The organism is Chitinolyticbacter albus (assembly GCF_024437655.1).
In the GTDB taxonomy this organism is placed as follows: Bacteria; Pseudomonadota; Gammaproteobacteria; order Burkholderiales; family Chitinibacteraceae; genus Chitinolyticbacter; species Chitinolyticbacter albus.
In genome coordinates this window covers 83,756-101,197 of the sequence record NZ_JANBVF010000009.1, presented here as the reverse complement: position 1 = coordinate 101,197, position 17,442 = coordinate 83,756, and the positions used below count along the sequence as shown (strand labels likewise).

Here is a 17,442-nt window from a genome sequence, read left to right as displayed (position 1 = left end):
GTCCATTGCCGTCGTTAAGCGGCCTCGCTTGTCTTATCCCAGGAGTGTCCATGAGCCTCAAGGCCCGTATCCAGGAAGAAATGAAGACCGCCATGAAGGAGCGCCAGACCGAACGGCTGGGCGTGATCCGCCTGATGATGGCGGCGATCAAGCAACGCGAAGTCGACGAGCGCATCGAGCTCAACGATGCCGACGTCGTCGCAGTGATCGACAAGATGCTCAAGCAGCGCAAGGACAGCATCGAGCAATACGAGGCCGCACAGCGCCAGGATCTCGCGGACAAGGAAAAGGCCGAGGTGGCCGTGCTGCTCGACTTCATGCCGCAGCGCCTGTCGGAGGCCGAAGTGGTCGCGGCCATTGATGCGGTCATTGGCACGCACGGCAAGGCGCCGGCGGCCATGGGCAAAATCATGGCTGACCTGAAGGCCCAGCTCGCCGGGCGCGCCGACATGGGCGAGGTCAGCAAACTCGTCAAGGCGCGGATGATCTAATGCCGGTCCGACTCGCCACAGCGGCAGACCTGCCGGCCGTGCTCGATCTGATGGCGGCGTTGAACCCGGATGATCCGGCGCTTGAGCCCGATGTCGCCCACGAAACCTGGGCGCGCCTGCTGGCGCAGCCTGGCGTTTCGGTGTGGCTTGCCGAGGCCGATGGCGTGCCGGTCGCCAGCTGTACCCTGATCATCGTTCCCAATCTGACCCGCGGTGCTCGCGCCTATGCGCTGATCGAGAATGTGGTCACGTTGTCGTCGCATCGGCGCCAGGGCCACGCGCGCGCGGTGCTCGATGCCGCGTTGGCGCACGCCTGGCAGGCGAGGAGCTACAAAGTGATGCTGTCGACCAGCGCGCGCGATCCGGGTGTCGTCGATTTCTATCGTCGTTGCGGCTTCCGCGACGGCATCAAGACCGGCTTTGTCGCCACTGCGCCAGTGGCTTAGGGTCTGTCATCCATTGTTTCGCGGCTGCGCTGGGTCGAAAAGGCGCCAGACACCAGGCGTGCGACGCAGGCAATAACCGGTTATTGGCAGGAGTGCAACGCAGTGGATGGTGTTTTTTCGGCCCAGCCCCTCGGGTTCTGGGCATTTCGGGCGCTACGCGGCGTTGCCAGCCGCTTGCGGTATTTATACCGCGGCGCGTCCGACTCCTTGCGCAGCATCCCGAACTGCCCAGAACGCAGTCGTGAAACAACGGATGACAGGCCCTAGATGGCACGTATCCCCGATTCCTTCATCCAGGATCTGCTCAATCGCGTCGATATCGTCGACGTGGTAGAGCGCTACCTGCCGCTGAAGAAAGCGGGGCAGAACTACGCCGCCTGCTGCCCGTTTCACAAGGAAAAATCGCCTTCGTTCACCGTGAGCCCGACCAAACAGTTTTATCACTGTTTTGGCTGTGGCGTGCACGGCTCGGCCATCGGCTTCGTGATGGAGTACGAAGGGCTGGCCTACCCGGAAGCGATCCGCAAGCTGGCCGATATCGTCGGTGTGCAGGTGCCCGAAGAGCAGGGCGGTGTGCCGTCCGCGCCCAGGACGGAACCCGGCGTGCTCGACACACTCAAGCTTGCCAGTGATTTCTATCGGCAGCAGCTCAAAACCGCACCGCAGGCAATCGCCTACTTGAAGGGGCGGGGGCTGGAAGGGCGCACAGCGGCACGCTTCGGCCTTGGTCACGCCCCGGGGGGCGACGACTGGCAGGCGCTGAAGAAGGTGTTTCCCGACTACGACTGGAACAAGCTGCTGGCCGAGGCCGGCCTCGTCGTCGACAAGGAAGACAGCAAGCGGCGCTATGACCGTTTTCGCGACCGGGTGATGTTTCCCATCATGAACCAGCGCGGTGCGGTGATTGGCTTCGGTGGCCGGGTGATGGGGCAGGGTGAGCCCAAGTATCTGAACTCGCCGGAAACGCCGGTGTTCGAAAAAGGGCGTGAGCTCTACGGTCTCACGCAGGCGCGCGCGGCGATCCGCGACATCGGCCGGGTGCTGGTGGTCGAAGGCTATATGGACGTGGTGATGCTGGCGCAGCATGGCGTCGAATACGCGGTGGCAACCCTCGGCACTGCCTGCACGCCCGAGCACCTGAAGAAGCTGCTCAAGCTCGCCGACGACGTGGTGTTCTGCTTCGACGGCGACAAGGCGGGCCGCCGCGCCGCGTGGCGCGCGCTGGAAAACAGCCTCGATATCCTGGCCGACGGCAAGAAACTCACCTTCTTGTTCCTGCCCGAGGAGCACGACCCCGATTCCTACGTGCAGGAGTTCGGCCGCGAGCGTTTTGAGCAGCTGGTGGTGCAGGAAGCGACGCCACTTGCGCAGTTCCTGCTGCGCGAACTGGCGAGCCAGGTGGAGCTCGAGAGCGAGGAAGGGCGCGCGCGGCTGATCCATCTGGCCAAGCCGCTGCTCTCGCGCGTCAAGGCCCCCGCCTATGCGTTGATGCTGAAAAAGCGTCTGGGGCAATTGTGCCGCTTGGAATTGAGCGAACTCGACCAAATCTTGGAAGGGCGAACCGGCGAAGCGCAGCAACAGGAAACCCGGCCTGTCGAGCAAGGGTGGCGTGAGGCCGAGCGTGGCGACTGGAGGCCGGGCGACAAACCTTGGAAGCGCGGCGGGCGTCGCGAGCGGCCCCGCTTGGCGCCGGCTAAGGTTCGCCAGGATCCATTCGAGCGCCTGCTGCAGCTGGTGATGGTCGAGCCGGCGCTTGCCCGGGCCGGTGAGCCGGCATGGCTGGCCTGGCCGACGGAGGGCAAGGCCAAGCTTGCACGTGCGGTACTGAGCGCGGCACGCGACTATGGGCAGTTCGATTCGGGCATGCAGCTGGTTGAGCTATGGCGTGGCGAGGTGGAATTCGAGCAATTGCTGGCCTTGTCGGCGCAGTCGAGCGGGCTGTTCGGCAATGCTCAAATGGATCGCGCGGACTTGGCGCGGGAGTTCGAGCAGACGCTGACCGTGGTCGGGCAGTCGCTGGCGCTACCGACTACACTGGACCGCAAGGCGCAACTCGAATATCGGGCCGTGCATGGCGGGCTGACCGAAGCCGAGAAGCAGGAATACCAGGACCTGGTCCGCGACGCGCAGCGACAAAAATTTCATCGGTGATCGGAATCTAAATGGCCGTAATAGGTCGTACCGATCTGATATAATCCTCGGTTTTTCCGAATCTTTCTGAGTCCCGAGACACATGGCGGCAGATCACGAGTTCGACAAAGAAGACGCAGAGCGCACCGACTTCAAGGAGTCCAAGCGCGAGGGCGGCGAGAAACTGGACGCGGAAGCCCGCAAGGCCAAGTTCAAACTGCTGATCGTGCTCGGCAAGGAGCGCGGTTACCTCACCTACGCTGAGATCAACGACCACTTGCCCGAAGACATGCTCGATGCCGAGCAGATCGAGGGCGTGATCAGCATGATCAGCAATATGGGCATCCAGGTCTATGACGAGGCACCCGATGCCGAAGACCTGCTGATGTCCGACGCGACACCGGCCGTTACCGATGACGATGCCGCCGAGGAGGCCGAAGCTGCGCTGTCCTCGGTCGATTCCGAATTCGGCCGCACCACCGACCCGGTGCGCATGTACATGCGCGAAATGGGTACGGTGGAGCTCCTGACCCGCGAAGGCGAGATCGAAATCGCCAAGCGGATCGAGGAAGGCCTCAAGCACATGATCCAGGCGATTTCCGCTTGCCCGACCACGATCCAGACCATTCTGGAACTGGTCGACAAGGGGCTCGCCGACGAAATCCGTATCGACGAAGTGGTTGACGCCATCATCGATCCGAACGCGGTCGAGGAGGCGCCTGCGCCCGAAATCGTCGAAGAGGAAGAGCTCGAGGCTGACGGCGAGGCGGGTGAGGAAGATGAAGAGGGCGATGCGGCCTCGCAAGCCAGTGCCAACCTCGAACTGCTCAAAGGCCAAGTGCGCGAGCACTTCGCGCCGATCCGCGCGCAATTCGACATCATGCTCAAGGCGCTGGCCAAGGACGGCGTGCAGAGCAAGCACTACGTCGCGGCACAGCAGATGATCGCCGAGCAGTTCCAGTTCGTGCGCTTCTCGGCCCGCCAGGTCGAGGCACTGTGTGACCAGCTGCGCACCATGGTCGACGAGATCCGTGGCTACGAGCGCGAGATCATGGATATCTGTCTGCAGAAGGTGCAGATGCCGCGCGACCATTTCATCAAGACCTTCCCGGGGCGCGAGACCGATACGCAATGGGTGGTCGAGGAAATCGCTGCCGGTCGCAAGTATTCCGACGTGCTGGAGCGTTACCAGCATGCGGTGATGGAAAAGCAGGGCCGGCTTGCCGAGCAGCAAGAGCGCGCCATGGTGCCGATCAAGGAGCTCAAGGAGATCAACCGTCAGATGTCGACGGGTGAAGCCAAGGCTCGCCGCGCCAAGCGCGAGATGATCGAGGCCAACCTGCGCCTAGTGATCTCGATCGCCAAGAAGTACACCAACCGCGGCCTGCAATTCCTCGATCTGATCCAGGAAGGCAACATCGGTCTGATGAAGGCGGTGGACAAGTTCGAATACCGTCGCGGCTACAAGTTCTCGACCTATGCGACCTGGTGGATCCGTCAGGCTATCACCCGTTCGATCGCCGATCAGGCGCGCACCATCCGTATCCCGGTGCACATGATCGAAACGATCAACAAGATGAACCGCATCCAGCGCCAGATACTGCAGGAAACTGGCCAGGAGGCGACGCCGGAAGAGTTGTCCGAGAAGATGGAGATGCCTGAGGAGAAGATCCGCAAGATCCTCAAAATCGCCAAGGAACCGATCTCGATGGAAACACCGATCGGCGACGACGACGATTCGCATCTGGGCGACTTTATCGAGGACCAGAACAACATGGCGCCGTCCGACGCCGCCGTGTACGCCGGTCTGCGCGAAGCCACCAAGGAAATCCTTGACACGCTCACCCCGCGCGAGGCCAAGGTGCTGCGCATGCGCTTCGGTATCGACATGAACACCGACCACACGCTGGAAGAAGTGGGCAAGCAGTTCGACGTGACCCGCGAGCGGATCCGCCAGATCGAGGCCAAGGCGCTGCGCAAGCTGCGCCACCCGACCCGGTCGGAGCGGCTGAAGAGCTTCCTCGAAAGCGTCAGCAACGATCAGTGATCGGATGTGATGCAAAAAACCCGGCTTCGGCCGGGTTTTTTGTTGTCGCGTGAGCGGTGGACAACGAAAAGCCCCGGCAGCAGCCGGGGCTTTTGATCTTGGTGGGCCCCCCGAGAGTCGAACTCGGCACCAACGGATTCAAGTTACGGCGGGTTTCCCTGCCACCTTGGACTATCTCACCATCTTCGCCGGCGTGTGGCCGCGGTCAGATGTCGGGCGCTCTAGGCGGTGATTAAGGGGGCTCTACCCCTCCGCTAGTCTCTGCACCTTCCGGAGCTGTAGCCCCGGCTTGGCTCAGGATTGCCGTGGGCCCAACGGCCTTTAGGTTTCCCTGAGTTCACCCGATTTTCAATCGCCATTTCTGGCGAAGGTCACTCTTTCCGAATGAGTCCGCTGCTCTAACCGACATGAGCTAGAGGCCCGAGGGCGAGACTATGCCACAAATTCACGCGCTTGTGACGATGTAGCGTCGTCACTTCGACTACCTGTTTGGGCCTTGCCGCGGGCGATGCCGCGTGTTGCCGGCTGACCGGCGATCGGTCGATTGGCGTCGTGCGGCCGGCCCGAAGAGAAGCTTACGACCGCTCGGTGGTGAAAGGGCTACGATTGTCCGATATAATTTTGTTTTGTAAGCGATGTAATTATTAGTAAGTGATGGTTTTTATGGTCTTAATATTAGATTTTAATTATTTTATTTTGTAGTGCAACAATTTTGCCGAACAAGAAGTGGGGGCTGGATTGCAACGTGATTTTTTCACGTTATGTTCATTTTGTTCACGTAAACAATGATTTATGTTTGATTTTGGTCAAGCGGCAGCCGGTTGGTGATGGATGACATAGCCAACACGTCATCAGACAGTAAAAATGATGCGCTTTCATCGTTGTATTTGCTGCGCTGCGACATAATCCTCTGGTCGTTAATTGACGCTGGCAGATATATTTGAAACAATTCAACTAATATTTCTAAGGATGTAATTTAGTGAGTCTTTTTGCATGCTGAAACCGTGCCGGGACGCAGTCTTGCTGGGGATGCTGGTGCTCCCGGTGTGGGCCGCGTACGACCCGACCGACCCGCTGGTGCTCGAGGCGCAGCTGGGTGTTCGGCACGACGACAACCTGTTTCGGCTGAGCGACGGGGTGGACCCGGTCGGCCGGCTGGGCGATGACCAGCGCAGCGATACGGTGATCGAGCCGCGCATGTCGTTACATGGCCGATTGCCGGTTTCCAGGCAGACGCTGTATGTCGACGCCGAGGTCTGGGCCCCGATGTACCTGCATTACGACGATCTGAATTACACCGGCTGGAGCGGTGAGGCGGGCTGGAATTGGCAGCTGGGCAACGATTGGTCCGGCATGTTGCGCTACAGCGATCTGGAGACGCTGTCCTCGTTCGAGGATGTCGCGCGCGGCGTAGTCGACATGTATCGCAACCGCACCGGCGAAGCGCGCGCCGACTGGCGCCTCGTCAGCAACTGGGTGGTGAGCGGCGGCGTGACCGTGACCGGGGAGCGGCACGATCTGCGCACCGATCTGGATTACGACGAGACGCGCTGGACGTTGGGAACGACGGTCCGCACGGGCAAGGGCAGCGAATTCGGCGTACAGGCGAACTACGCCGAGCTGGAGTACCGGCGAGGCCTGCTTGGGCAGATGGCGACGCGGCGAGGCTATCGCCAGCATGGCGCGGATCTGATCTGGCGCTGGCCGGTGACGGGCTTGACCGAGTTGGGTGGCAGCTTCGGCTGGGTGAATTGGCAGCGCTTTGAAGGTGGCAATGCCAGCAACAATTTCGTGGGCGCGGTGAATGCAAGCTGGCAGCTCAGCGAGCGATTGGATTTCGACTTGGCGCTGTCGCGCAGTTTCGACGATCCGGGGCAGAACCTGGTGCGTCGGGTGATTGATCGCTACCAGCTCAATGCAACGTTCGATGCGACCAGCAAGGTGACCGTGCTACTGGCGGGTCGCTACGACAAGCGCAGTGCCGCGCGTAGCGGTTTAGGCGGATTTGACGATGAAACCCTGTTTTTCCGTAGCGTGGTGGATTACCAGTTTCACCGTGCCGTAACAGCCCGGGCCTACGTGCAATGGCAAAGCCGCGAAGCGGAGCTGTCGACCCAGGATTACGACAGCACGATGTACGGCGCGAGCCTGATCGGACGGTTTTGAATGAACGCGTGGGGCGATGGAACCTTACCCCGGGTTCCACAGCGCCCCGGTCTTCCCGGTTCCCACAAAGACCGGGTTCCGCAAAGGTGAACTGATATGAATGCAAATGCCGACTTGATCTTGCCGGCTGGCAGCTTGCCGGTACCGCTGCAGCCGGGCGTGGCGCAGCTGGCGGGCGGGAATCAGCGTTTCGGCCAGCTGGCCAACGCCGCGCCCATCGTCAGCTTCTGCAAGACCTTCCTCGACCCGGTCGTCGTAGTGGCCGTGTTCTACTTTCTGGCCATCCCGTTCGAGGTGAGCTGGAACGGCTATCTGTTGCTGTGGGCGGCGCTGGCTTTCCTGCTCACGTCGCTGTTGCTCGACGGCTCCTTCTTGTTCGTGCCGGGCATCAGCCGGCCGCTGATGGGTGTAGGGCGCTTCGTCGTGGGCTGGCTATGCGTGGTAGGCGCGCTGTGGCTGTTGGGTCGATTTTCCGGTTTCAATGCTTATCTGTATCCTCCGTTCATGCTGGCCTGGGTGGTGGTGGCGCCGTTGACGCTGCTCGCCGTCCACCTGCTGTTTCGCGTCCTGCTGCTCAATCGGCGGGGCGATCTCGTCGCGAAGCGCCGGGCCGTCGTCGTCGGGGCCAACCAGGCTGGGCAGGCGCTGGCGCGCAAGATACTCGGCACGCCCGAGCTCAAGCTGGAATTTCTCGGTTACTTCGACGATCGCAGCCTTGACCGGCTGGATGGGGTGGACCAGCAATCGCTGCTGGGGCGCCTTGACCAGCTGGCTGCCTATGCACGAGAACACAATGTGCAGCAGATCTATCTATCGCTGCCGATGACCTCGCAACCCCGAGTGCTCGCGCTGTTGGAAGACCTGAAGGACAGCACGGTATCGATCTACTTCCTGCCCGATTTCTTCGTGTGCGACCTGATCCAGGCGCGCTTTGACCATGTGGCGGGCATTCCGGTGGTGGCGGTGTGCGAAAGCCCCTTCGTGGGCATGGCCGGCATCGTCAAACGCCTGTCCGATATCGTGCTGGCGCTTGGCATCCTCACGCTGATCTGGCCCATCATGCTGGGCGTTGCACTGGCGGTGAAGTTCACCTCGCCTGGTCCCATCCTGTTCAAGCAGCGTCGTTACGGCGCTGACGGCGAGAGCATCCTCGTCTACAAGTTCCGCTCGATGACAGTGATGGAAGACGGCGACAAGGTCACCCAGGCGACCAAGAATGACCAGCGCCTCTCGCCCATCGGTGGCTTCATCCGCAAGACCTCGCTCGACGAGCTGCCGCAGTTCATCAACGTGCTCGAAGGCAAGATGAGCATCGTCGGCCCGCGCCCGCACGCCAACGCCCACAACGAGATGTACCGCAAGCTCATCCCCGGCTACATGATCCGGCACAAGGTCAAGCCGGGCATCACTGGCTGGGCCCAGGTCAATGGTTGCCGCGGCGAGACCGACACCATCGACAAGATGCAACGCCGTATCGAATTCGATCTGGACTACCTGCGCAACTGGTCGTTCTGGCTCGATCTCAAGATCGTGCTGCAGACAGCAACATCGATGTTGCGCGACAAGCACGCCTATTAAGCCCATGCCTTTATTCTACGGACACTACGCCATGCCCCAGCATCACTCCGCAAACGGCTTCGCCGCTCTGATCCTCCTTGCACTACTCACTGCTTGCGGCGGCGATCGACCCAGCTCGCCAAGCCAAGTCCTCGCTAAGGTCAACGACACCGAAATCACCGGATTGCAGCTCAACCATGTTTTATCTCAACGCGGCAAGCCAGAAGGCGCAGATGAGCAAGCGTTGAAGCGTTCTGCCCTGGAGCAATTGGTGGATCAAGAATTGTTGGTTCAAAAGGCAGTCGACCTGAAGCTGGATCGAGATCCCACCGTACTGCAGGCGATTGAGCAATCGAAGCGACAAGTGTTAGCACAAGCCGCAGCGGAACGTTACCTGGTAAAAAAAGCCACGCCGAGCGAACAAGAAATAGCCGCGTTCTACCAGAGCAATCCTGCTCTTTTTTCTGAACGGAAGATCTATCAATTCAAGGCATTTAGCGTACGTGGTCCTGCAATTCCATCGGGTGTGGCGGAGGGCTTGGACAATGCTCATTCCGCTGATGAGGTCGCCAACGTGCTCACTAACGCTGGCATGGAATTTAAATCTGCGGATATTCGGCGCACGGCAGAACAGTTGCCGCTACCCATGCTCGATAAAATCGCAACCTCACATCAAGGAGACGTGATTGCTATTCCAGAGAACGGAGGCACATTGCTGTTGTTGAATGATGGAACAACGCCTGCTCCAATGAATGCCGAAGAAGCAAAGCCATTTATTCAAACCTACCTCGTGAATATGGAGCGGCAAAACAAGGCAAAGCAAGGTATGGCCAACCTGAGAGCCGCCGCTAAAGTCGAATATCTACAGGATTTTGCATCGACTAAAAAGGTTGAGCAGAAAGCACCTGAGCAGTCGCATGCAAAGAAATTGTAAAAATCAATATTTACTGATGCAAGGTAAAGCCCAATGATGAAAATTCTTTGGATGGTAGCGCTGTTGCTGATGCCTTTGGTATCGATGGCCGAAACGCAGAATTATGATTTGAATGAGAATAAATATCTGCTTGGTCCTGGCGATGTCGTAAGAGTAACCGTATACGATCATCCCGATCTTGATACGGAAGCACAATTAACTTCGGAAGGTGATTTGTCATTCCCATTAATCGGTTCGGTCAATCTTCAAGGTAAAACGTTCGATTCGGCAGCGAAGCAGATATCGGATAAGCTGCAAAAAGGCGGCTTTATCCTGAAGCCTAACGTTAACGTATTTATTTTGCAGTATAAAAGTCAACGTATAGCAGTTGTTGGTGAAGTGAATCGTCCTGGGCGATACATGTTGGATAGTCCGACTGATCTTGTAGCAGCAATTGCTCAGGCTGGTGGAATTAGCGTAAATGGCGGCGATACGGTAATTCTCGTATCTCAAAGAAAACGCAAGGAGTTTCGCTTGTCTGAGCTTGCTGCAGAAGGAGGGGAGCTTCAGTTGGGTATTCCTGTGGCAAACGGGGATGTGCTCTATGTGCCTCGCGCGCAGCAATTTTATGTATATGGGGAAGTGAATCGCCCCGGAAACTATCGTCTTGAGCGAGGCATGACCGTCATGCAGGCCATTTCTGTAGCTGGCGGATTCAATCCCCGTGCCAGCCATAAGAATATCAACGTATTTCGTGCAGGGACCGCCGAGGGACAGGAGAAAGTCGCTTTGAGCCTGACTGATGCCGTTCATGTCAATGATACGATTTATATCGAAGAAAGCTTATTTTGAGGTGATATAGAAAATGGAGCTTTCTCAATTCTTGTCGATTGTCTGGGCCAGACGGTATTGGGCTATCCTGGTATTCGTATGTGTAGTAGTCAGTGCATTGGCAGTGACTCTTATTTTGCCGAAGCAATATACGGCCGATGCTGAAATTGCTTTGGATGTAAAAGCCACTGATCCAGTAAGTGGTATGCCGGTGCAAGGTTACCTTGCGCCGAGTTTTATGACTACCCAGGTTGACATTATTCAAAGCTACAGCACCGCACTTAAAGTAGTTGAGATGAACGGACTGGCCGAGTCTGCAGAGATTCAGGAACAATGGCGTCAATCGACAGATGGCAAGGGGGATCTCCGAAATTGGGTAGCCGCTTCGTTACTCAAAAAATTGTCGGTGCAACCAAGTCGAGATAGTAACGTCATAACGCTGCAATATGATGCGGGTAGCCCAGCTTTTGCGGCCGAAATCACTAACAGTTTTACGAAGGCTTATATCCAAAATATCGCGGATATGAAAATGAGCGCTGCCGCACAGAACTATAAGTTCTTTGAGGTGCAGCTGAAAGGTTTGAAGAAGAAACTTGAAGATGCTCAACAGGTGCTTTCGGAATATCAGCAATCTCAAGGTATCGTGGCAAATGATGAGCGGCTAGACATAGAAACACAGCGGCTCAATGAACTGAGTGCTCAGCTCGCGGCTATGCAAGGAGCGACCGTAGATGCAAGGTCGCGGACCCTGGGGGGGGAAGGTGCACCGGATGTACTCAATAATCCGGCTGTTCAGCAGCAGCGTGCGCAAGTCGTGCAACTGGAAGTGGCCTTGCGTCAAATTTCAGAAAAGGATGGACCTAATCATCCGCGATATTTGCAGGCAAGCGCGCAACTGGAGGCAAGCAAAAAGGAGTTAACTTCCTTGCTCGCACAATATGCGGGAGGACTAAATACCGCAGCGCGTAACGCGAACAGCCGACAATCCAGCCTGGGGAGTGAACTAGAGGCGCAGAAGCAAAGAGTCTTGCAGCTTAAAACACAACGCGCACGTCTTGGAGTACTTCAAGGTGAAGTTGAGAGCGCACAGAGGACATACGACGCAGCATTGCAACGTCTTTCTCAAACTGCGCTCGAAAGCCAGTCTAGTCAGACCAATGTTTTGGTGCTGAAGAGTGCGATTGAGCCGGCGACACATTCCAGCCCCAATACACTGCTCAATCTAATACTTGCCATTTTTGTCGGTGCAGTACTAGGTGTCGTTGTCGCTCTGGTCAAGGAGCTACTTGATCGGAAAGTCCGTTCCGCTGCCGACTTGGAGCAGATATTGGATTTGCCTGTCTTGGCGGCTATTTCTGCTCAGCGCCCTGCGAGGGTGGCATCCGAGTTGGTTAAGGCTTAAGAGGCTAGAGCTATGAATATTTTGGATCTTAAAGAAGTAGATGAGGACAATACACGTAAATTAGGAAGCGTATTGTTGAGCCAGGGAAAAATCAACCCCATGCAGGCTGAGCAGGCGCTGGTGTTTCAAAAAAAAGAGTCCGTTCGATTCGGCGAAGCACTGGTTAAGCTTGGTTTTATTTCAGAGCAGGATTTGTTGCATGCGGTATCGTCACAATTTTCATACCCTTACTTGCAGCTTGGTTCAGCAAATATCAGTGAAGAGCTGCTTGCAGCGCACAATCCGTTTAGCGTACAAGTCGAATCCCTCCGTAGCTTACGAAGCCAGTTGATATTGAAATGGACTTCACTAGGAAACACTTCACTCATGTTGGTTGCCCATGATCGTGACTGTGGAGCATCACTTTTATTAGCCAATCTTGCGGTATTGTTTTCCCAGTTAGGAAAGCGCACCTTGATTGTTGATGCAAATCTACGTCAGCCGACACAGCACACCCTTTTTGGTATAGAAAACCGCTTGGGCTTGAGCGATATCCTGGCTGGAAGAGCCACATCATCGGTCATTCACCAGATTGGTGAGCTGCGCAATTTGTATTTGCTTGCTGCTGGAAGCCCTGCACCCAACCCTCAAGAGTTGCTCTCTAAGCAAGGTGTTTCTACCTTGGTGGCTGATTTGGGCTCGAAATACGATATCGTCTTATATGATGTTCATCCACTGGCAGATATTGCAGACGCGCAATTACTTGCTGTTCATGTGCCGGGTGTTCTACTCGTGGCAAAACAAGGCAAGAGTAGTATAAAGGCTTTACAGAACGTCAAAACACAGCTGGCAGCAGCAAGAAGTTTAGTCATTGGATGTGTCTTGAATGAAGGTCGTTGATATGCAGCATACTGGGTGGGAGATGGGGCATATGTTACGAGAGCGGCTACCTCTGCTAGTTGGACTGTTTTCACTTCTATTGCCAACAATATATTCGCTCTCAACAGGGCTTTGGCAAGAAACGGAGCATGCCCATAGCTTTGCATTACTTGCATTATTGGCTTGGATGTTTTGGCAGAAGTGGAGTGCTTACGAAGCTATTGACAAGAAACCACACTACGGCCTGGCTTTTTTGTTGTTGATTCCTACTCTAGCTGCTTATGTACTTGGTCGATCTCAAGATATTGTGATGCTGGAAGTTGGCGCATTCATTTCCATACTAATTTCACTGATCCTCATTGATAGAGGCTGGCGCGCGGTTCGATTCTATTGGTTCCCCTTGTTTTTCATCGTTTTTCTGATCCCGTTACCCAGTGCGGTTGTAGATCTGCTAACGGGTGCGTTAAAAAATCAAGTATCAGCGGTCGCTGAGATGATTTTGTACAACGCTGGATATCCTATCGCAAGAACCGGTGTTGTGCTAAGTGTAGGGCAATATCAACTATTGGTTGCAGATGCTTGCTCGGGGCTCAATTCAATGTTCAGCCTTCTCACCGTCGGGTGCTTGTACGCCTATTTGGTGGGTGATGGTGGAAAGCTTCGAAATGCTATTCTGGTGTTTGCGGCACTGCCAATTGCTTTTGCCGCCAATGTCATACGAGTTATGGCGTTGATTTTGCTCACTTATCACTTTGGTGCTGAAGCAGGTCAGGGCTTTGCACACGATTTCGCGGGGATTCTTTTGTTTGCCGTGGCACTCGTTGCAATTTTTGCATTGGACAAATTTTTGGGCCTTTTTTTAAAGAAATCAATGGGACAAAATGAACAAGCCTTTGCTTAATTATTTGATTGCTGCAGTGATGTTGGCATCCGCTCTTGCGGCTATTGCAATGAAGCCGGCAACGATGCTTTCTCAATCGCGGGCCGTCAATATTCAGAATATCATTCCAAGTGAATTTGGTACTTGGCGTGAACTTCCTGGCCAGTCGGTTATAGAGATATCGCCGGAAGCACAAGCTGGATTGGATAGGATTTATAACCAACTAGTGAGTCGTACGTATGTGAATGCTCAAGGGCAGCGCGTTATGCTTTCTGTTGCATACGGGGAAGATCAGCGCGATGGAATGGGTATGCACCGCCCTGAAGCGTGCTACCCAGCCCAAGGATTTACTATCTCTTCACGGAAGGAAGGGGTTTTAGCAATTGGGCCTAAAAATATTCGCGTAACCCGTCTTGTTGCACAAATAAATGAAAGAATTGAACCAGTTACCTATTGGACCTTGTTAGGGGAGAAAAATACGCTTGGTGGTAGAGATTCAAAATATGAGCAAATTAAGTACGGCCTTCGGGGGATTATTCCTGATGGGTTGATTTTTCGGGTGTCAACGATCGGCAATGAATCGAATGCCGAGTATGATATTCAAGCGCAGTTTGTAGAGCAGCTGTTCGATTACATCGGTCCGAAATCAACCTCTCTTTTGGCTGGGGGTGTCTGATTGGAAATATCGACCACCATCGTCGAACGATTGCTAAATGCTGGTAACGTCCCGGCATGGTGGGCGCTGATAAAGCGCTTGTTGCTCATCGTTGCGGTATCTGCTTTCGCGTTTTTTATTGGGCTTGGTATTGCTGTTGGGGGAGTTAAGGCAGCGGCGATTTTTTTCGGAATGCTTGCTGTTTGTGCTGTGCTCGTATTTCCTGCTCGGTTGCTCGTATATTTAGTAACCATTCTTGCATTTGTGGTGTTGGGGCAAGCGCTCTATTTTTTGCGAATAGACCAGGCAATATGGTTGCCGGCGGTTGTTTGCCTCGTGTTGTATCTTCGTGTTTTCATTGAATTGGTAAGCCCTGCCAACTACCAAAATAACAGATTGCCTTTTGCCTCCCTATTGATTTTGTTATTCCTTGGGTGGGGTTTGTTTTCTTCCCTTTATTCCTGGCAAAGCGGCTGGCAACTATTTCTTGGATCTAAAGACTATCTTTGGTACTACTCCCTGTTCTTTTTCCTATTGCTCACGCAAATGGACATGGCAGTTTTTGACCGATTGCTTCGCTGTATACCGGTATTCATGCTTGCCCAGCTACCCTTTGTGGCATACCAAGTTCTATTTGTTGTGCCAAAGCGCACCACTGGCATTAAATGGGACTCCGTCGTTGGCATGTTCGGAGGCGACCCAAACGGAGGTGGTGCTAGCGGCATGATGGCATATTTTATGCTGTTTGGTTTTTTCGGGGTGATTGAGCTCTTCCAGAAAAAAGTTATCTCTTTTCGGAGTGTGGTCTTCATCGCCATTTCCACGCTCGCGGCAATTGGCTTTGCTGAAGTCAAAGTGGCCTTCATTCTTCTGCCATTTATGGGTATTTATCTTTACTGGGATGTGTTGTTCAAAAGACCGATTTTATTCATGGGCGCAACGTTGTTGTTGATCGCTGTATTGTGGGCAGGGGCCTATGCATACTTCAAGCAGTTTGGGGAGAATAGTAGTCAGCGTGATCTAGGGTCTTATATTGAGCGCACAGTAGAGCTTACGGTTGATCCTAAAATTATAAATTACGAAACTGGGGAAATTGGCCGAGTTGCTGCGCTCGTTTTTTGGTGGCAGGAGGCGAGCAAGATCGACGTGGGCAGAACATTTTTTGGATTCGGTGTTGGGGCAGTAAAAACCGGAAAAACCATGGTTGGGCAGATCGCGGCGCGATATTACCCGTTGTACCGCCCGGGGCGAAATTCAGTTGCAGTCCTGTTATGGGAGGTCGGGGTTGTTGGCGCCCTACTCATATTCGCTTTTTTTCTTGCCACGGCCCTGCTCGCAAAAAGGGTGGCAAATTGGCCACAAACCCTAGGTCGGGATAAAGCATGGCTGCGTGCCTCGTCCGCGGCGCTATTTTTTGCAGTACCAATGACAATATACAATCGGGATATGACTGAGTTGCCGGTTTCACAGGTTTTTTACGTACTCCTCGCAAGCTACGTTTTGGTTGCTTATAAATTCTATCGGAACAGAAATGAGTAATATGTTCGGTGCCGCTAGTGCAAAGCGCGGCGTCAAATCGTTCGTCCTTGGAAAAGGAGTCTCCGCGCTTTCGACGTTCTTGGCCTTATCGTTACTCGTCAAGCTTGTGGCGCCTGCAGAATATGGCATTTATGTAGCCTACTTCGCAATTGTTGAAATATCGTATCTGCTGAGCGGCTTCGGTTTGTCGACTTTCGCTCAGAAATATGTAACCGAACTGGCGGTTGCGGGGCAATATCGTTTTCTTCGGAAAGCTCTGATTTTCTCCTCGGCGTTGAGAATGGCTTTTTCCTTGATATATGCCGTTGCCGTTTATGCTGTTTTCTCCTGGGTCGCGGAGTATTTCGGCGCAAGAGAGCTGCAAAAATATGCCAGTCTGCTAGCGGTGCTTTTGGTGTTTGAAATCCAGATGCGCTATTTTGTCGAGGTTTTTCCAGCATTGATGTGGCAAGGCGCATCGCAGATCGTCTTTCTAATTCGTTCACTGGCAAGAATGGCGGCCTATTTGGCATTGGTGTTGATGGTCGATCAAGCAAGCCTGGCGCTCGTGTTTCAAGTAGATCTACTTGCAACACTTACCGGTTGCTGCTATGGCAGCATTGTTTTGATCCGTGGTGTAAAACGATTTCCTGCTTCAAAAAAAGAAGAGAGGCATGGCGGGCTTGATTTGTGGCGCGTATTGAGAGTGTGCTTTCAATTTTACTTTAATCAGGTGTTGGGCCAAATTTATGGCAACAACATCTTGAAGCTGTTGGTGGCGAAATTTCTGGGAGTAATTCAAGCGGCTTACTTTGGTTTCGCACAATCCATTGCGGATATGGTGAAAAACTATTTGCCAGGATTTTTGTTGCTTGGTGTCGTTCGTCCTGTGTTCGTGGCGAGATATGAGCAGCGCAAGGATCCGAAAGTATTAAGCGAAATGTTCAATTTCGTACTCAAAATGAATTATTTCACGCTCTTCCCAGTGGTGGCATTCGTGTTTTATGTCGGTGAGCCGTTATTGAATATGTTAAGCCATGGAAAATTCCATGGAGTGGGGATCTTGTTTCTGGTTTGCTTGCTGACGTTATCTATGCAATGTGTGCATCAAGTGCTGGGCTTGATCAATTTATCGATGGGGTCGCCAAAAGTAAGTATCGCGTCGACGGCAAGTGCCAGCTTGGGGCTTGTTATCGGCCTAGGCTTGGCAGCGCAATGGGGTGTGATCGGCTTTGCTATCGGTGCTGTTTTGAGTGAATTTTTTTGGTCAACGGTCTGTATCGTACTGCTTCGCCGTGCCGGATTTCACTTGTACGTTGATATCAAGCGGCTTCTTTTAATGGTAACTGGTTGCATCACCGGTATAGGACTAGCCTACCCCATTGTCCTAGCTAATCATTCGATTTTTGGGTTATTAATGGCTGGATCTATTGCCGCAATTGCTTGTCTCATCATAACAAGTTTCTTCAAACCGTTTTCTGCGCAGGAAAGGGAATGGATCCGATCTTCTTTGCCTAAAAAACTATCTAAATTTTTTATTTGGTAAAA

General features: G+C 54.3%; 14 protein-coding genes. All 14 read left to right on the top strand.

Annotated features, from left to right (window positions below; genetic code table 11):
- Positions 1-50: 50 nt before the first annotated feature.
- The 14 genes from NLI84_RS07500 (at position 51) to NLI84_RS07435 (ending at position 17,440) form a co-directional block, all read left to right on the top strand.
- Positions 51-491, top strand: a complete 441-nt coding sequence (locus NLI84_RS07500) for a GatB/YqeY domain-containing protein (protein WP_255989322.1) — start codon at positions 51-53, stop codon at positions 489-491.
- Positions 491-937, top strand: a complete 447-nt coding sequence (locus NLI84_RS07495; protein ID WP_255989321.1) for a GNAT family N-acetyltransferase — start codon at positions 491-493, stop codon at positions 935-937. Before NLI84_RS07500 ends, NLI84_RS07495 begins: the two co-directional genes overlap by 1 nt.
- 267 nt (positions 938-1,204) lie before the next feature.
- Positions 1,205-3,088, top strand: coding sequence for a DNA primase (gene dnaG, locus NLI84_RS07490; protein WP_255989320.1), 1,884 nt, complete (start codon positions 1,205-1,207; stop codon positions 3,086-3,088).
- An 82-nt stretch (positions 3,089-3,170) separates the two neighbouring features.
- On the top strand, positions 3,171-5,114 hold the full coding sequence (rpoD, locus tag NLI84_RS07485) for an RNA polymerase sigma factor RpoD (protein ID WP_255989318.1): 1,944 nt from the start codon (positions 3,171-3,173) through the stop codon (positions 5,112-5,114).
- Positions 5,115-6,143: 1,029 nt separating this feature from the next.
- Entirely contained in the window at positions 6,144-7,280 is a 1,137-nt protein-coding gene (locus NLI84_RS07480) for a porin family protein (RefSeq protein ID WP_255989317.1), read from the top strand.
- A 96-nt stretch (positions 7,281-7,376) separates the two neighbouring features.
- Positions 7,377-8,858, top strand: a complete 1,482-nt coding sequence (locus NLI84_RS07475; protein ID WP_255989316.1) for an undecaprenyl-phosphate glucose phosphotransferase — start codon at positions 7,377-7,379, stop codon at positions 8,856-8,858.
- 4 nt (positions 8,859-8,862) lie between these two features.
- Positions 8,863-9,771 (top strand): EpsD family peptidyl-prolyl cis-trans isomerase, encoded by a 909-nt coding sequence (locus NLI84_RS07470; RefSeq protein WP_255989315.1) that lies wholly within the window; start codon positions 8,863-8,865, stop codon positions 9,769-9,771.
- A 33-nt stretch (positions 9,772-9,804) separates the two neighbouring features.
- Positions 9,805-10,602 (top strand): SLBB domain-containing protein, encoded by a 798-nt coding sequence (locus NLI84_RS07465; protein WP_255989314.1) that lies wholly within the window; start codon positions 9,805-9,807, stop codon positions 10,600-10,602.
- 13 nt (positions 10,603-10,615) lie between these two features.
- Positions 10,616-11,983, top strand: a complete 1,368-nt coding sequence (gene epsF / locus NLI84_RS07460) for a chain length determinant protein EpsF (protein WP_255989313.1) — start codon at positions 10,616-10,618, stop codon at positions 11,981-11,983.
- Positions 11,984-11,995: 12 nt separating this feature from the next.
- Positions 11,996-12,862, top strand: a complete 867-nt coding sequence (locus tag NLI84_RS07455; protein WP_255989312.1) for a polysaccharide biosynthesis tyrosine autokinase — start codon at positions 11,996-11,998, stop codon at positions 12,860-12,862.
- Positions 12,849-13,742, top strand: coding sequence for an exosortase B (xrtB, locus tag NLI84_RS07450; protein WP_255989310.1), 894 nt, complete (start codon positions 12,849-12,851; stop codon positions 13,740-13,742). The genes NLI84_RS07455 and xrtB overlap by 14 nt, the downstream gene beginning before the upstream one ends.
- Entirely contained in the window at positions 13,723-14,397 is a 675-nt protein-coding gene (gene epsI, locus NLI84_RS07445) for an exosortase-associated protein EpsI, B-type (protein ID WP_255989309.1), read from the top strand. The genes xrtB and epsI overlap by 20 nt, the downstream gene beginning before the upstream one ends.
- Positions 14,398-15,915, top strand: coding sequence for a hypothetical protein (locus tag NLI84_RS07440; protein ID WP_255989308.1), 1,518 nt, complete (start codon positions 14,398-14,400; stop codon positions 15,913-15,915).
- Complete coding sequence (locus tag NLI84_RS07435; protein ID WP_255989307.1) at positions 15,908-17,440, top strand: lipopolysaccharide biosynthesis protein; 1,533 nt, start codon at positions 15,908-15,910, stop codon at positions 17,438-17,440. Before NLI84_RS07440 ends, NLI84_RS07435 begins: the two co-directional genes overlap by 8 nt.
- Positions 17,441-17,442: the final 2 nt, after the last annotated feature.

What these genes read in the sequence shown, in the direction of transcription:
- NLI84_RS07500 (WP_255989322.1), top strand. Translation starts at nt 51, where the DNA reads ATGAGCCTCAAGGCCCGTATCCAGGAAGAAATGAAGACCGCCATGAAG.
- NLI84_RS07495 (WP_255989321.1), top strand. Translation starts at nt 491, where the DNA reads ATGCCGGTCCGACTCGCCACAGCGGCAGACCTGCCGGCCGTGCTCGAT.
- dnaG (WP_255989320.1), top strand. Translation starts at nt 1,205, where the DNA reads ATGGCACGTATCCCCGATTCCTTCATCCAGGATCTGCTCAATCGCGTC.
- rpoD (WP_255989318.1), top strand. Translation starts at nt 3,171, where the DNA reads ATGGCGGCAGATCACGAGTTCGACAAAGAAGACGCAGAGCGCACCGAC.
- NLI84_RS07480 (WP_255989317.1), top strand. Translation starts at nt 6,144, where the DNA reads ATGCTGGTGCTCCCGGTGTGGGCCGCGTACGACCCGACCGACCCGCTG.
- NLI84_RS07475 (WP_255989316.1), top strand. Translation starts at nt 7,377, where the DNA reads ATGAATGCAAATGCCGACTTGATCTTGCCGGCTGGCAGCTTGCCGGTA.
- NLI84_RS07470 (WP_255989315.1), top strand. Translation starts at nt 8,863, where the DNA reads ATGCCTTTATTCTACGGACACTACGCCATGCCCCAGCATCACTCCGCA.
- NLI84_RS07465 (WP_255989314.1), top strand. Translation starts at nt 9,805, where the DNA reads ATGATGAAAATTCTTTGGATGGTAGCGCTGTTGCTGATGCCTTTGGTA.
- epsF (WP_255989313.1), top strand. Translation starts at nt 10,616, where the DNA reads ATGGAGCTTTCTCAATTCTTGTCGATTGTCTGGGCCAGACGGTATTGG.
- NLI84_RS07455 (WP_255989312.1), top strand. Translation starts at nt 11,996, where the DNA reads ATGAATATTTTGGATCTTAAAGAAGTAGATGAGGACAATACACGTAAA.
- xrtB (WP_255989310.1), top strand. Translation starts at nt 12,849, where the DNA reads ATGAAGGTCGTTGATATGCAGCATACTGGGTGGGAGATGGGGCATATG.
- epsI (WP_255989309.1), top strand. Translation starts at nt 13,723, where the DNA reads ATGAACAAGCCTTTGCTTAATTATTTGATTGCTGCAGTGATGTTGGCA.
- NLI84_RS07435 (WP_255989307.1), top strand. Translation starts at nt 15,908, where the DNA reads ATGAGTAATATGTTCGGTGCCGCTAGTGCAAAGCGCGGCGTCAAATCG.